We start from the raw sequence: 15,143 nt of genomic DNA on the forward strand, positions 1-15,143 counted from the left end.
CTTTTCCCTCCGAAAGAAGGTGCCGGGCCGTCATGCCCACAGGCGGACGGGCGTGCCAATTCTGATAGGATCGGGACTGCGCTGCCAGTCAGCCGTCAATGCCCAGCTTGGTGCACAGCTTCTTCAGCGTCGCACGGTCGCCACCGGTCCAGTCAGCCTTGCGCGACTTGAACAGGGTTGCCTGGCTTTTGTGAACCGGGTTGCCTGACAGGATTTTCAGGTGGTTGGCGCGCAGCGTTTCCCCGGTCGAGGTGATATCCGCTATCGCCTCGGCGGTTTCATTCTTTACGGTGCCTTCTGTTGCACCTTGGCTGTCCACAAGCTGATAATCGGCGACCCCGTGGATGCGCAGGTGGTCGCGGATCAAACGGTGATACTTTGTTGCAATCCGCAAGCGATATCCGTGATTTGCGCGAAACGCTGCGGCCACGGCATCGAGATCGTCCAAGGTGTTCACATCAACCCAGCACCTTGGCACGGCGATCACCAGATCGGCATGTCCAAAGCCCATTGGCGCCAGCTCGGTCACTTTTTCCTGCCAAGCGCCCAATTTTTCGCGCACCAGATCGGACCCCGTCACCCCCAGGTGGATGCGCCCAGCCGCCAGTTCGCGCGGGATCTCTCCCGCAGACAAAAGCACCAACTCGATCCCGTCCAGACCGTTCACCGCGGCGGCGTATTCGCGATCCGATCCGGTGCGCGCAAGCTCGATCCCTGCAGCGCCAAACCAGTCGAACGTCTTTTCCATCAAGCGCCCCTTCGAGGGCACACCCAGTTTCAAGGTCATGGCGTCACCTCTTCGGTGAGGGTCAGGATCAGTTCGGGTCGGATCACCCCACCCACAGCAGGAATATCGCGCCGTTCACCGTTTTTGTTGCCAAGCACGCGTGTCAGCGCATCATAGCGCCCGCCGGTGGCGACCGGCGGCAAGTCTGGCCGGCTCTCGGCATAAAAGCCAAATACGAAACCGTCGTAATACTCCATCGAGGTGCGGCCGTAACTGCCTTCGAAATCCAGTGTCGCAATATCGACCCCACGTTTCGCCAAGGCTTCGGCGCGGGTTTCCAGCCTGTCCACAGCCGACGCAATTGCGGGCATATCAACGGCGATATCGCGCAGATGCTCCAGCACGTGTCCGGTCGTTTCGCGCAGGGCCAGAAGGTCGTCCAGCAACTCGACCTCTTGCGCAGAGATCGGGGCGGCGGCCGCATCCTCACGCAGCGCCTCAACGCGATCAGCAATTTCTGACGTAGATCTAAGCCCGATATGAGGCGCGCTGGTGTCCAGCGGATCGTCCTGCGCCAACAGCGCGTCGCGCCCCTTTGGCAATGCAGCACGCCCGGCAAACCGGTCAAGCAACGCGCGAAACCTGCGTGGACGCCAGATGTGTCGCAACAACGCAGCCTTACGGCGCTCGGTCGTCTTGAGGCCCCGCACAGCCGCCAGAAGCAAACCCATATCGCCCGTGGCTGCCCGCAGGTTCAGCGGCTCCAGAACCTCTTTTATCAGTGCGAAGACTTCGGCATCGGCCTCAAGGGGTGCGGTGCGGTCAAAGACCTCATAGCCGACCTGAAAATGCTCGGACGCCCGGTGCGTGGCTTCTTCCTGCTTGCGGAACACCTCGCCCATATAGGCATAGCGCGCAGGCTCGGCCCCGTCGACCATGTGCATCTGCACCACGGGCACGGTGAAGTCCGGGCGAAGCATGGCCTCGCCATGAACCGGGTCCTGGGTTACGAAAGCGCGCGCGCGGATATCTTCGCCGTAAAGGTCCAGAAGTGTTTCCGCAGGTTGCAGGATATCTGCTTCGACAACACTTGCGCCGTGTGCTTCGAAGAACCCCAACAACCGCGCAGCTTCGGTGCGAACCCGTGCTTTGTCAGTCATCGGATGCCTCGATGATCTCTCGCACTTTGGCGACCATATCGGCGCGGTCGGATTCAAACTGGCTGGGGCGTTCCTTCCATTCTTCAAGTGTGGCACTTTCGGCGATTTTTGCCCCCAGCACCAAATCCTTGATTTGCACTTTTCCGGCGTCGAATTCGTCAGACCCCGCAATTACAGCAACGGGAGAGTTCCGCTTGTCAGCATATTTCAACTGATTGCCGAAATTCTTCGGATTGCCCAGATAGACCTCGGCCCGGATACCGGCCTGCCGCAACTCGCCCACCATCGCCTGATAATCCGCAAGCCGCGCCTTATCCATGACGGTCACAACGACAGGGCCAACAGCCTTGCCACCGATCCGCCCCTTGGCGCGCAGGGCGGCCAACAACCGGTCTACCCCGATCGAGACGCCCGTCGCCGGGACCGCTTGCCCGGTGAAGCGCTTGACCAGATCGTCATAGCGACCCCCCCCCGCAACAGAGCCAAACTGCCGCGGGCGACCTTTTTCGTCGAGAATTTCGAACGTCAGCTCGGCCTCGTAGACGGGGCCGGTATAGTAGCCAAGACCACGCACGACCGAAGGGTCGATGACGATGCGATCGGGGCCGTATCCCTGCGCGGCCAGTAGGTCCGCGATTTCTTCCAACTCGGACACGCCTTCCGCACCGATGGCACTTTCACCGACGGCAGCTCGCAAGTTGGCCAGCGTCTGCTGAGCGGTTTTCGCTTTCGATGTCAGGAAGGCCAGCACAGGTTCCGCCTGTGCATCCGTCAGCCCAACCCCATCGATATACGCGCCCGACGCATCCAGCCGCCCCTTGCCCAACAGCTCGCGCACCCCTGCTTCGCCCACCTTGTCGAACTTGTCGATGGTGCGCAGAACAGCGTCGCGGGTGGGGCCTTCGTCGACGCCCATCACCTCCAGCACGCCGTTCAGAACCTTGCGGTTGTTCACACGCACGACATAGTCGCCACGTGGAATGCCCACAGTTTCCAGCGTATCCGCCAACAGCGCACAAATCTCGGCGTCCGCGGCCATGCTGGCCGTGCCGACGGTATCCGCATCACATTGATAGAACTGGCGAAAACGACCCGGTCCCGGCTTTTCATTGCGCCAAACCGGCCCCATCGCATAGCGGCGGTAAGGCGTGGGCAGATCGTTGCGGTGCTGCGCGTAAACGCGGGCCAGCGGCGCGGTCAGGTCATAGCGCAACGCCATCCAGTCGCCTTCACCCTTCTCATCATATTCTTGCCACGCGAAGACGCCTTCGTTCGGACGATCCACGTCGGGCAGGAATTTACCCAGCGCCTCAACCGTTTCGATCGCTGAGCTTTCCAAAGCATCGAAGCCATAGCGATGATACACCGCCGCAATCTGATCGAGCATCTGTTTGCGCTCATCCAGCTCGGCGCCAAAATAGTCGCGAAAGCCCTTGGGCGTGATCGCCTTGGGGCGGGGCTGTTTCTTCTGCTTGGCCATTGTCGGTCCCGTTCAGATAGGTGTCGCGGGCGGTCTAGCGGATGGGGGCGCAAGGGGCAAGGAAAGCCTGCCCAGAAAGGGCCCGACGCCTGGCCCCACACCAAGCCAAATGGCCGGATCGGGTTTCGCTTCCTCATTGGCGTTATCTGTTGGCTGATCGCCTTTCGGGGCTATGACTTGGATCAACTTCGCGCTATCAGAGCCAAATGACGCAAGACCGCATGACCCAATTGGAAGAAACCGTCGCCCACCTGACCCGTGTGGTCGATGAACTGTCAGACGTAATTGCCCGCCAAGACACGGAACTGTCCAAGATGTCTCATCGCGTGCGGATGCTGGTAGAGCGGGAGGCCGAGCGAGAGATGGCGAATTCCGGCGGCGTGGTCCTTGGTGACGAACGGCCACCGCATTACTAGGGCGCGTCAGACTTCTTCCACATCAATCACGCCGTCCAGTGACTTGAGCGCGCCCTTGATCTGAGGGTTCAGTGGGAAGGGGCGTCCCAAGGTCATCTCGACCTCGCCCGGCAAGGTCGGATCTATCAGGCAAACCGACACTTCACCCGGTCGGATGTTGCGCGCTTTCTCAGCAGCGTCTTTCAACAGGTTGGAAACCTGCACAAGCGCCTCGGGTTCCGTCAGATATAGCTTCAGAGCCATCCCGCCCGCATCTGCGATCACCGCATCCAAGGGTGCGACCGACCTGCCGCGCGGGTCAAACTGCCCTTCTTCAAAACGGCCCTCAAGCTGCATAACGACCTGCAGCGTTTCGTCGAAAACCCTTCGGCAGGCCTCAAAATCATCTGCAAACAGCAAGATACCCGGCACCTGTCCCGTCGGGTCATCAATGTTGAGACGGAAAAATTGGTTGCCCCGCGCGGATTTACGCGCCTGCAAGCCACTGACATTGACGGCGACCTTTCCAACGGCCGCACCGGTGCGTTCTGCCTTGTCGCGCAGTTCCTGAATGGTCATCACGCCCTTGCGTTTGAGCGCCGGCAAGTAGTCGTCAAGAGGATGGCCGGACAGATAGAAGCCAATCGCCTTGTGTTCCTCGGTCAGCCGTTCGTTGGGCAGCCAATCCCCGACCGGGGACAGGCGTGGTTCCGGCAGGTCGTCGCCAGCCTCGCCGAACAGGGACACCTGGTTCGAGGCGCGCTGTTCGTGGATTGCGGCCGAATAGTTGACCAGCGCATCAAGGCTGTCGAAGACGCGGCGGCGGTTTGGGTCAAGTTGATCAAAGGCGCCTGCGCGCGCCAGCATCTCCATCGGACGCTTACCGACACGCTTCAGATCAACGCGACGCGCAAAGTCGTAAAGCGTTGCAAAAGGCTTGTCAGCACCGTCGACTTTGCGACCTTCGACGACAAGGCCCATCGCCTCGACGCCAACATTTTTTAGCGCCCCAAGCCCATAGACGACGCGGCCCTTGTCCACACTGAACATGGCAGACGAACGGTTCACACAGGGTGGCACGATCTCGATATCCAGCCCCCGCCTGATTTCGTTGGCGTAGATGGACAGCTTGTCCGTCAGATGAAGGTCGCAGTTCATCACACCAGCCATGAATTCAACCGGGTGGTTCGCCTTCAACCAAGCGGTCTGATAGCTGACGACGGCATAGGCGGCAGCGTGTGATTTGTTGAAACCGTAATTGGCGAATTTCTCAAGCAGGTCGAAGACTTCCGACGCTTTCTTCGCAGGCACCCCGTTTTCTGCGGCCCCTTTTTCAAATTTCGGACGTTCGGCGTCCATCGCTTCTTTGATCTTCTTACCCATCGCCCGGCGCAGAAGGTCGGCGCCTCCAAGCGAATAGCCCGCCATGACCTGAGCGATCTGCATCACCTGTTCCTGATAGACGATAATGCCCTGCGTTTCGGCCAGAATGTGGTCGATCAAAGGGTGGACGCTTTCGATCTCCCTCAGCCCGTTCTTCACCTCGCAATAGGTGGGGATGTTCTCCATCGGGCCGGGACGATACAGGGCGACCAGCGCCACGATATCTTCGATGCAGGTCGGTTTCATGCGCCGAAGCGCATCCATCATACCGCTTGATTCCACCTGAAACACCGCCACGGTTTTGGCCGCAGCGTAGAGCTTGTAGGTCTTTTCATCCTCCAGCGGAATCGCGTTGATTTCATTCACCGCGCCTTCAGGCGGGTCATAAAGAACCTCTCCATTCGGACCCGTATGGATATCGCGCCCCTGCCCTTGAATCAAATCGACGGCATTCTGAATTACCGTCAGGGTTTTCAAGCCAAGAAAGTCGAACTTCACCAGACCCGCTTGCTCCACCCACTTCATATTGAATTGGGTAGCGGGCATGTCGGATTTTGGGTCTTGATAGAGCGGCACCAGCGCATCAAGCGGTCGATCCCCGATCACCACCCCCGCCGCGTGGGTCGACGCATTGCGCAACAACCCTTCGATCTGTTGGCAATAGGTCAACAGCCGGTCGACGACCTCTTCTGCGCGCGCCTCTTCGCGAAGGCGGGGTTCGTCAGCCAGAGCCTTTTCGATCGAGACGGGTTTCACCCCTTCGACCGGGATCAGTTTCGACAGCCGGTCAACCTGTCCATAGGGCATCTGCAACACGCGCCCCACATCGCGCACGGCGGCCTTCGACAAGAGCGCACCAAAGGTGATGATCTGCCCAACTTTGTCGCGTCCGTATTTCTCTTGGACATAGCGGATCACCTCTTCGCGCCGGTCCATGCAAAAGTCGATGTCGAAATCCGGCATCGACACACGTTCCGGGTTCAGAAAGCGTTCGAACAGCAGTGAATAGCGCAACGGATCAAGGTCGGTGATCGTCAGCGCATACGCCACCAGCGACCCCGCGCCGGAGCCCCGCCCCGGTCCCACCGGAATGTGGTTGTCCTTGGACCATTTGATGAAGTCGGCCACGATCAGGAAATAACCCGGAAACCCCATGCCCTCGATGATATTCAGCTCGAATTCCAACCGTTTCTGGTATTCTTCCACGGACACCGCGTGCGGGATCACCGCCAGACGCGCCTGCAATCCTGCATTGGCCTGCCGGCGCAGTTCCTGAACCTCATCATCTGCAAATTTCGGCAAGATCGGATCGCGCCGATAGGCCATGAAGGCGCAGCGTTGCGCAATTTCAACAGTATTATCAATAGCTTCCGGCAAATCCGCAAACAGCGTGATCATTTCTTCGGGGCTTTTGAAATAATGCTGAGGCGTCAGGCGGCGACGGCCTTCTTGTTGATCGACATAAGCGCCGTCCCGAATGCAGATCAGCGCATCATGTGCCTCGTAAAGCTTTTGTTTCGGGAAATAGACATCGTTGGTGGCGACCAATGGGAGGCCCATCTCATAGGCCATTTCAACAAATCCACGCTCCGTCGCGCGTTCACCATTCGTCGGCTGGCCACCTTCACCGGGGTGGCGTTGCAGCTCCACATACAGCCGGTCACCAAAGCATTGGTGAAGCCGCTTCATCAATGCTTCGGCTTTCGGTCGCTGACGCGCCTGAAGCAGCTGACCCACTGGCCCCTCGGCGCCCCCGGTCAGACAGATCAGCCCCTCCGAATTGCTTTCAAGCTCGTCCAGTTGAACCTGCGGCAGCTCTCCTTTCTTGTCGATATATAGACAGGAATTGAGCTTCATCAGGTGTTCATAGCCCTGCTCGTTCTGAGCCAACAGAACAAGGGCGGCAGGCGCGCGTTGTTTTTCGCCCGGCGCAGGGATTTCGAAGGCCAGATCGACCTGACACCCCATGATCGGCTGGATGCCTTCCCCGGCAGCTGTGACCGAAAACTCAAGTGCGGCGAACATGTTGTTCGTGTCGGTCAAGGCGACTGCCGGCATCCCATGAGCGGCACAGAGCCCCGGTAATTTCTTCACCGGCACCGCGCCTTCCAGCAGCGAATATTCAGAGTGAACGCGAAGGTGAATGAATCGTGGTTGGTTCGTCATGGGGGTAACCTAGACGAGCCCCCCGCCGGGGGGAAGAGACGACGCGCTATGCGGTTGGCTCCAGTATCTCGATCCGGTTGCCAAACGGGTCATGGGTGAAAAAGCGACGGTATCCCGGCAAGGCGTCATCCCATTGAACCTTGAACGCAGCGCGCTCAAGACGCTCCGCAAGCGCAGCGATCTCCGCACATTCAAAGGCAGGATGCGCTTTCTTTGCGGGGCGAAATGGTGTTTCGACCCCAAGATGCAAATGAATTCCGTCACAGCAAAACCAAATTCCACCCCGCGCCGCGAGCTTGGGTGGCTTCGGTTCCACCACAAACCCCAGCGCGTCACGATAGAAAGTCGCCGCAAGTTGCTCTTGCCCGATTGGCATAGCCAGTTGCACGTGATGGATTTTTTTAAGCATGGGTTGGTCCCTGAGATCGTGAAGGCTCGACCAGTATACCATTGCACACGGGAAATAGGCGAAGATTTTCTTGCGTCAAACGTGATTCTCGGGTTTGCTCGGTCGATAGAATAATAAACCCCGCGCGTTTTCTACGCCGCATCGAGGACGCGCAAAACCGGGGCATGACAGGGTAACGCGGCGGGACGATTACATGGATATCGCCTTTCTTCTGAACGGAGAGAGTGTGACTCTGCACGACGTGGATCCGAAACGAACCACGCTGGACTGGCTGCGCGAAACACAGGGACTGACTGGCACCAAAGAAGGCTGCAACGAAGGTGATTGCGGCGCTTGCACCGTCATGGTGACAGACGAAACCGGCGCCAAAGCAGTCAATGCCTGCATCTTGTTTCTTGGGCAGATTAATGGGCGCGCTTTAACAACTGTCGAAGGTCTGGCCACGCAAGACGACCTTCATCCGGTTCAGCAAATGATGGTCGAAGAACACGCCTCGCAATGTGGTTTTTGCACACCGGGCATTGCTGTGTCGCTGGCAACCGCGCAGTTGAATGGCAACAAAAACCATGACGACGTGCTGGCAGGCAATCTTTGCCGCTGCACCGGATATGCGCCAATCATACGCTCTGCCGAACGGGCTGCCAAAGCTCTGGTCCCAGAAGGCTTCGCCCCATTGGCCGGCAACTTGCCCGGCAGTGCTCAGGATCCTGACCCTGCCCGCCCCGCGACAATAGACGCGCTTGCGCAGGCTTTGATGACCACGCCACACGCAACTCTGATCGCAGGCGCAACCGATGTCGGGCTGTGGGCAACCAAGTCGCTGAAAGATTTGGGGCCAGTCGTTTTTATCAATGGCGTCAAAGCCTTGCACGACATCCACATAACCGATGAAAAAATCCGCGTGGGCGCGGGCGTCACCATCGAAGCACTTCGACTTGCGTTGGCGCCGTATCATCCGAATTTTTCGGAAATGTTGCGCCGCTTCGCCTCGCTGCAGGTGCGTAACGTTGCGACGATTGGCGGAAACATCGCCAACGGGTCGCCCATCGGCGACACCCCTCCGGCCCTGATCGCGCTTGATGCCACTCTGCACTTGCGGCGCGGCACTGAAACCCGCGCGATTGATCTTGAGAGCTTCTTCATTGACTACGGCAAGCAGGACAGACGCCCTGGCGAATTCGTCGAAGCGGTATCCTTCAAACGCCAGCCCGATCGTCTGCGTGTCTACAAACTGTCTAAGCGGTTTGATCAGGACATCTCGGCGGTGCTGGGCGCTTTCAACATCTCGGTGTCGAATGGTGAAGTCGCCAACGCCCGCATCGCTTTTGGCGGCATGGCCGGCACCCCGAAACGCGCAACACATGTCGAAAACGCCTTGATTGGCCGACCCTGGACCCTTGACAGCGTGAAGGCCGCTTTGCCCGCCTTTGCACAGGATTTCGATCCAATGTCGGATATGCGCGCCTCGGCCAGCTACCGGTTGCAAGTGGCGCAGAATCTTCTTGTGCGGGCGTGGCATGACGACCAAGGCACCGCGACATCGGTGTTGGAGGTTCAGCCATGAGCGTCGGGAAGCCCCTTCCACACGATGCCGCCCGCCTGCATGTGACCGGCGCGGCGCGGTACGTCGATGACATTCCAACACCAGCAAATTGCCTGCACCTTGCCTTTGGCCTCAGCGACATTGCGCGCGGTGTCATCACCCATGCAGACCTGTCCGGCGTGCGTCAGGCACCGGGCGTGGTGGCTGTATTGACGGCGATTGATCTGCCGCATGCGAATGACGTATCGCCTTCGGTCCACGACGAACCTTTGCTTGCCAAAGGCGAGGTTTTTTACCACGGCCAACCGATTTTTCTGGTCGCCGCAACCTCGCATCTGGCGGCGCGCAAGGCGGCACGGCGGGCCAAGATCACCATCGATCCACGCCCCGCCATCCTGTCCATCGACGATGCCATAGCCGCCGACAGCCGGTTTGAGGGCGGACCAGTGGTCTGGGCACGCGGCAAGGCTGCCGAAGCTATCCATACGGCGCCGCATGTTTTCGACGGATCGGTTGAACTGGGCGGACAAGAGCATTTCTATCTTGAAGGTCAGACCGCTTTGGCCGTGCCGCAGGAAGCTGGCGACATGCTGATCCACAGCTCGACCCAGCACCCGACCGAAATTCAGCACAAAGTTGCGGACGCCTTGGGCGTGCCGATGCACGGCATTCGCGTGGAGACGCGCCGCATGGGGGGCGGTTTTGGCGGCAAGGAAAGCCAAGGCAACGCCTTGGCGGTTGCTTGCGCCGTCGTGGCGCAGAAATCGGGTCGGCCCTGCAAGATGCGGTATGACCGCGACGATGATATGGTCATCACCGGCAAGCGCCATGACTTCCGCATCACCTATCGCGTGGGCGTTGACGACGCCGGGCGCCTGCTTGGGCTTGAGGTCACACAGCTTGCACGCTGTGGCTGGTCGCAAGATCTGTCTTTGCCCGTCGCGGACCGTGCCATGCTGCACGCAGACAACGCCTATCATCTGCCGGCCGTCAGGATCGAAAGCCATCGACTGAAGACCAACACCGCCTCTGCCACTGCTTTCCGTGGCTTTGGCGGACCGCAAGGCGTGTTCGGGATTGAACGTATTTTGGACCACGTTGCCGCCAAACTTGATTTGGACCCGGTCGCCGTTCGGACGGTAAATTTTTACGACAACGGGCAGACAACGCATTACGGGCAAACGATTGAAGGCTTCCATATTCCCGCGATGACGATGGCCTTGCTTGATCGCGCCGACTTCGCCGCGCGTCGTGCCGAGGTTGATCGGTTCAACGCCGAAAACCCTATCCTCAAGAAAGGGCTGGCCTATTCACCGGTGAAGTTTGGGATCAGCTTCACGCTGACCCACCTCAATCAGGCCGGGGCTCTGGTGCATGTCTATCAGGATGGCTCGATCCATATGAACCATGGCGGGACCGAAATGGGTCAAGGCCTGTTCCAGAAGGTAGCCCAGGTTGCGGCAAGCTGTTTTGGAGTGTCGCTGAACGTCGTGAAGATCACTGCGACCGATACCGCGAAAGTGCCGAACACATCGGCGACAGCCGCATCTTCGGGGTCGGATTTGAATGGAATGGCGGTTCAGGCAGCCTGCATAACCATACGCGAGCGTATTGCCGATTACCTCGCAGAAATCTGGCAGGCGCACGCGTCCGAAATAACATTCACCGACGACACGGTGTCGGCCCCGAACGGTCAGAACATGTCGTTTGCCGCCGCAGCCAAGGCCGCCTATGAAGCGCGCATCAGCTTGTCAGCCACCGGGTTCTACAAAACACCGCGCATCACTTGGGACCGGGTGAAGGGGCAAGGGCGACCGTTTCTTTACTTTGCCCATGGCGTCGCGCTGAGCGAAGTGGTGATCGATACGCTGACCGGAGAAAATCGCATCCTGCGCACGGACATCGTGCATGACGCCGGTTCAAGCCTGAACCCCGCACTGGATATCGGGCAGGTCGAAGGCGGCTATGTGCAAGGCGCGGGCTGGCTGACCACCGAGGAGTTGATCTGGGATACCAAGGGCGTGCTTAGAACGCATGCGCCGTCGACCTACAAGATCCCGGCCTGTTCGGATCGCCCGCGCGTCTTCAATGTCTCCCTTTGGGATCAGCCAAACCACGAAGACACCGTGTTCAGATCAAAAGCGGTGGGCGAGCCGCCCTTGATGCTGGGAATATCAGTCTGGCTGGCGTTGGCCGATGCGGTCGCCGCATGCGGCGAGGGGTATCACGACATGAACGCTCCGGCGACGCCCGAAGAAATACTGAAGGCCGTCGGCAGGGTCCGCACCGCATGAGCTTTGACCTCGCCCAGCTTGTTCACGCGATCAAACAGCACCGCAGGGTTGCCCGCGTCGTCGTCGCAGAGACCGCTGGGTCAACACCACGCGAGGTCGGCGCTGCGATGTTGGTCTGGGACACAGGCCAAATTGGCACGATCGGAGGCGGCGAGCTGGAACTGCGCGCCACGAAGGCCGCGCGCATCCAGTTGGTAGCGGACGCTGGATCAACCCTTGCACGCCTGCCGCTGGGGCCAGAGCTTGGTCAGTGCTGCGGCGGGGCGGTGACCCTTCTTACTGAAATCTTCACCGACCGTGACCAGCCAAAGCTTGAACAAGCACAGGTCTTCGCCCGCCCCGCCAATGGGCGATCCGTGTCACACTCCGCGACGCCCCTGCCCTCCATGCCGCTATCCGTCAAGCGCATCTTGGATCGCGCGCGCGCTCAAGGGCAGCGGCCATCTCCGAAACTGCTGCAGGGATGGATGATTGAACCGATATCCCACCCATCTGTGCCGCTTTGGATCTATGGGGCTGGTCATGTCGGTCGGGCGCTGATCAACGTCCTGTCCCCGATCGGTGACCTTGCGATCACTTGGGTCGACACCGGTCCGGACCGATTTCCGGCGGAGGTGCCCGCCTCTGTCACTTGCCTTCCCGCGGCAAATCCAGCTAACGCTGTTCGGTTTGCGCCGGACGACGCCCATCATCTTGTGCTGACCTATAGTCACAGCATGGACCTGGACTTGTGTCACACCATTCTGTCCAGACCCTTTGTCGGTGCTGGCCTTATCGGCTCGGCCACCAAGTGGGCACGGTTTCAGAAACGATTGACCGCGCTGGGCCATGGCACCGCGGACATCCAGAAAATTCAGTGCCCGATCGGTGATCCGGGTCTGGGAAAGACGCCCCAAGCCATCGCGCTAGGGGTAGCTTGCGCCTTGCTTAAAGGTGTATCAATAAACAATAAATCCAACAGGGGTGCTGCACGTGACAGGGGATACGCGCGAAAACGAAGCGCTACTGACACTTGACGGGCTGACCAAAGCCTATCCGGGAGTCATCGCAAACAATAAGGTTTCATTCTCGATTCTTCCGGGTGAAGTGCATGCTTTGCTGGGCGAAAACGGGGCCGGAAAATCCACGTTGGTAAAGATGATCTATGGCCTCGTCAAACCAGACGAAGGACGTATGATCCTGAACAACGCGCCCTTTTCACCAACAAATCCCGCAGCTGCGCGCAGTTCAGGCGTGGCGATGGTGTTTCAGCATTTCAGCTTGTTCGACGCGCTGAGTGTTGCGGAAAATATCGCCCTTGGAATGGACAACCCGCCGCATGCGCGCGCGCTGTCCGCCCGCATCCGCGAGGTAAGCAACGCCTACGGCCTGCCGCTTGATCCTGAGCGCGTGGTGGGCGACCTGTCCGCCGGCGAACGCCAGCGGGTCGAGATCATTCGCTGTCTTTTGCAAGACCCCAAGCTTCTGATCATGGACGAACCGACCTCGGTTCTGACCCCTCAAGAGGTCGACATCCTGTTTGAAACTCTTCGCAAGCTAACCGCCGAAGGAACCGCAATTCTTTACATTTCTCATAAGCTTGAGGAGATACGAAGCCTGTGCGAACACGCGACAGTGCTGCGTCTGGGTCATGTTGTCGACACCTGCGACCCGCGCGAGAAATCCGCGCGCGAACTTGCCGAAATGATGGTTGGTGACACGTTGCATGTGCCGTCGCGCGAAGCGGCCACCCCGGGTCCGGTCGTGCTTGCGATGAATGACGTATCGATGAAATCACCCAGCGCCTTCGGAACCAACCTACACAACATCTCGGTCGAGGTGCGCGCGGGCGAGGTGTTGGGCATCGGCGGCGTCGCAGGCAACGGGCAAGACGAACTTCTTGCGGTTTTGTCGGGCGAAGGACGCGCGCAAAGCGGCACAATCACGCTGGCGGGCGACGATATCGGAGCGCTCTATCCAAACGCGCGCCGCGCCCGTGGCCTTCTGACGGCGCCCGAAGAACGGCTTGGCCACTCTGCCGCGCCCGACATGAGCCTGACCGAAAACGCGCTTTTGACCGGCGCTGTGCGCAAACAGTTGGTTGACCGGGGCTTTCTGCGCTGGGGCAAGACAGAAGCATTCGCGAGAACGATCATTGCCGAGTTTGATGTGCGCACACCCGGGCCAGACAACGCAGCCGGGTCGCTGTCGGGTGGCAACTTGCAGAAATTTGTCATCGGCCGCGAGGTGCTGCAAGACCCCGAAGTGCTGGTGGTCAATCAACCGACATGGGGCGTCGACGCTTCCGCCGCCGCGGCGATCCGCCAGTCTTTGCTGGATTTGGCTCATCATGGGGCTGCAGTCATTGTCATCAGTCAGGATCTGGATGAGCTCATGGAAATCGCCGACCGCTTTACTGCCCTAAACGAAGGCCGGCTTGCCGAACCTGTCTCCACCCAGGGGTTGGATGTCGAAACGATCGGTCTGATGATGGGCGGCGGCGAACAGGAGACGGCAGCATGATCCATTTGGAAAAGCGCCCACAGCCATCGAAATTCTGGGCGGGCTTAACCCCTGTTCTGGCGGTCATCGCAACGATGATCGCGGGCGGGTTCATGTTCTGGATGCTGGGCAAGGCACCCCTTGAGGCGATCCGCACGATTTTCTGGGATCCCCTGTTTCACGAAACCTTTGGCCCATATTCGCGCCCGCAGCTTCTGGTGAAAGCTGCCCCTCTGATCCTGATTGCCGTCGGGCTCAGCCTTGGGTTTCGCGCGGGCATCTGGAACATTGGCGCTGAAGGCCAATACATCATGGGGGCCATTTGCGGGGCTGGGGTTGGGCTGGCTTTTTATCCGTCCGAAAGCATTCTGATCTTTCCCGCCATGGTTTTGGCGGGCGCGCTTGGCGGCTGGGCCTGGGCGATGATCCCGGGGCTTTTGAAAGTTCGCTTTGGCACGAACGAAATCCTCGTCAGTCTGATGCTGGTCTATGTGGCCGAAAACCTCTTGGCATCCGTAAGCCAAGGCCTGTTGAAGAACCCCGAAGGCATGGGTTTTCCCGGCTCACGCAACTTTCGCGATTTCCCCGCTGCCTATAACACCGAGCTGATCAGCGGCACAGGGATGCACTGGGGTGTGGCGGCAGCTTTCGTGGCCGTCATTTTCGCCTATGTGCTGCTGACCCGGCACATGTTGGGCTTTCAGGTGCGCCTGACGGGTGAAGCCCCCCGTGCCGCACGTTTTGCCGGGGTCAATCCGACCCGTTTGATCCTGTTCTGCCTTGGCACATCGGGGGCGTTGGCTGGGCTTGCGGGGCTGTTCGAGGTCTCTGGCCCCTCAGGGCAAGTCACCATCGACTTCAATTCCGGTTACGGGTTCACCGCGATCATCGTGGCCTTCCTTGGACGCTTGCATCCCATCGGCATCCTGCTGGCCGGGCTTCTGATGGCGTTGACTTACATTGGCGGAGAACTGGCACAACTGATGCTGGGCCTGCCCGGCGCGGCCATACAGATGTTCCAAGGCATGCTGATGTTCTTCCTTCTGGCGATGGACGTGCTGTCGCATTACCGCATCCGCTTCAACAAAACCGCGACGGCGTAAGG

The 15,143-nt window shown here is 59.4% G+C and carries 11 protein-coding genes; 6 read left to right on the plus strand and 5 right to left on the minus strand.

Features of this window, described 5'->3' with window-relative positions; all coding sequences use genetic code 11:
• Positions 1 to 88: 88 nt before the first annotated feature.
• From hisG to hisS, 3 genes are read right to left on the minus strand one after another with little or no spacing between them, the layout of a single operon-like run.
• Positions 89 to 787 (minus strand): ATP phosphoribosyltransferase, encoded by a 699-nt coding sequence (hisG, locus tag ACXYMP_RS10895; protein WP_298569283.1) that lies wholly within the window; start codon positions 785 to 787, stop codon positions 89 to 91.
• Entirely contained in the window at positions 784 to 1,887 is a 1,104-nt protein-coding gene (locus tag ACXYMP_RS10900) for an ATP phosphoribosyltransferase regulatory subunit (RefSeq protein WP_458906246.1), read from the minus strand. The genes hisG and ACXYMP_RS10900 overlap by 4 nt, the downstream gene beginning before the upstream one ends.
• On the minus strand, positions 1,880 to 3,367 hold the full coding sequence (hisS, locus tag ACXYMP_RS10905) for a histidine--tRNA ligase (protein WP_458906248.1): 1,488 nt from the start codon (positions 3,365 to 3,367) through the stop codon (positions 1,880 to 1,882). The genes ACXYMP_RS10900 and hisS overlap by 8 nt, the downstream gene beginning before the upstream one ends.
• Positions 3,368 to 3,573: 206 nt before the next feature.
• Here hisS and ACXYMP_RS10910 point away from each other — a divergent pair, with 206 nt between their 5' ends.
• Positions 3,574 to 3,783 (plus strand): SlyX family protein, encoded by a 210-nt coding sequence (locus tag ACXYMP_RS10910; protein ID WP_458906250.1) that lies wholly within the window; start codon positions 3,574 to 3,576, stop codon positions 3,781 to 3,783.
• Positions 3,784 to 3,789: 6 nt separating this feature from the next.
• On the opposite strand, the gene dnaE is transcribed toward ACXYMP_RS10910, so the two are convergent.
• Together dnaE and ACXYMP_RS10920 are read right to left on the minus strand one after the other, a co-directional pair.
• Positions 3,790 to 7,311 (minus strand): DNA polymerase III subunit alpha, encoded by a 3,522-nt coding sequence (gene dnaE / locus ACXYMP_RS10915; protein WP_458906252.1) that lies wholly within the window; start codon positions 7,309 to 7,311, stop codon positions 3,790 to 3,792.
• Between the two features lie 46 nt (positions 7,312 to 7,357).
• Positions 7,358 to 7,720, minus strand: coding sequence for a VOC family protein (locus tag ACXYMP_RS10920; protein WP_298569268.1), 363 nt, complete (start codon positions 7,718 to 7,720; stop codon positions 7,358 to 7,360).
• Positions 7,721 to 7,913: 193 nt separating this feature from the next.
• On the opposite strand from ACXYMP_RS10920, the gene xdhA reads away from it, so the two are divergent.
• Genes xdhA through ACXYMP_RS10945 form a run of 5 tightly spaced genes read left to right on the plus strand, consistent with a single transcriptional unit; the run spans position 7,914 to position 15,141 of the window.
• The gene (xdhA, locus tag ACXYMP_RS10925) at positions 7,914 to 9,284 is read left to right on the plus strand and encodes a xanthine dehydrogenase small subunit (protein ID WP_458906254.1); all 1,371 of its coding nucleotides are present in this window, start codon (positions 7,914 to 7,916) and stop codon (positions 9,282 to 9,284) included.
• Positions 9,281 to 11,557, plus strand: a complete 2,277-nt coding sequence (gene xdhB, locus ACXYMP_RS10930) for a xanthine dehydrogenase molybdopterin binding subunit (protein WP_458906256.1) — start codon at positions 9,281 to 9,283, stop codon at positions 11,555 to 11,557. The genes xdhA and xdhB overlap by 4 nt, the downstream gene beginning before the upstream one ends.
• Positions 11,554 to 12,573 (plus strand): xanthine dehydrogenase accessory protein XdhC, encoded by a 1,020-nt coding sequence (xdhC, locus tag ACXYMP_RS10935; RefSeq protein WP_298569259.1) that lies wholly within the window; start codon positions 11,554 to 11,556, stop codon positions 12,571 to 12,573. The genes xdhB and xdhC overlap by 4 nt, the downstream gene beginning before the upstream one ends.
• Complete coding sequence (locus tag ACXYMP_RS10940) at positions 12,530 to 14,059, plus strand: ABC transporter ATP-binding protein (protein WP_458906259.1); 1,530 nt, start codon at positions 12,530 to 12,532, stop codon at positions 14,057 to 14,059. The genes xdhC and ACXYMP_RS10940 overlap by 44 nt, the downstream gene beginning before the upstream one ends.
• Positions 14,056 to 15,141: an ABC transporter permease gene (locus tag ACXYMP_RS10945; RefSeq protein ID WP_298569254.1), complete on the plus strand. Its 1,086-nt coding sequence runs from the start codon at positions 14,056 to 14,058 to the stop codon at positions 15,139 to 15,141. Before ACXYMP_RS10940 ends, ACXYMP_RS10945 begins: the two co-directional genes overlap by 4 nt.
• Positions 15,142 to 15,143: the final 2 nt, after the last annotated feature.

This window comes from Aliiroseovarius sp. CAU 1755, assembly GCF_054482655.1.

Excerpts from the sequence above, each read along its gene's own strand:
- hisG (WP_298569283.1), bottom strand. The coding sequence starts at position 787 with ATGACCTTGAAACTGGGTGTGCCCTCGAAGGGGCGCTTGATGGAAAAG.
- ACXYMP_RS10900 (WP_458906246.1), bottom strand. The coding sequence starts at position 1,887 with ATGACTGACAAAGCACGGGTTCGCACCGAAGCTGCGCGGTTGTTGGGG.
- hisS (WP_458906248.1), bottom strand. The coding sequence starts at position 3,367 with ATGGCCAAGCAGAAGAAACAGCCCCGCCCCAAGGCGATCACGCCCAAG.
- ACXYMP_RS10910 (WP_458906250.1), top strand. The coding sequence starts at position 3,574 with ATGACGCAAGACCGCATGACCCAATTGGAAGAAACCGTCGCCCACCTG.
- dnaE (WP_458906252.1), bottom strand. The coding sequence starts at position 7,311 with ATGACGAACCAACCACGATTCATTCACCTTCGCGTTCACTCTGAATAT.
- ACXYMP_RS10920 (WP_298569268.1), bottom strand. The coding sequence starts at position 7,720 with ATGCTTAAAAAAATCCATCACGTGCAACTGGCTATGCCAATCGGGCAA.
- xdhA (WP_458906254.1), top strand. The coding sequence starts at position 7,914 with ATGGATATCGCCTTTCTTCTGAACGGAGAGAGTGTGACTCTGCACGAC.
- xdhB (WP_458906256.1), top strand. The coding sequence starts at position 9,281 with ATGAGCGTCGGGAAGCCCCTTCCACACGATGCCGCCCGCCTGCATGTG.
- xdhC (WP_298569259.1), top strand. The coding sequence starts at position 11,554 with ATGAGCTTTGACCTCGCCCAGCTTGTTCACGCGATCAAACAGCACCGC.
- ACXYMP_RS10945 (WP_298569254.1), top strand. The coding sequence starts at position 14,056 with ATGATCCATTTGGAAAAGCGCCCACAGCCATCGAAATTCTGGGCGGGC.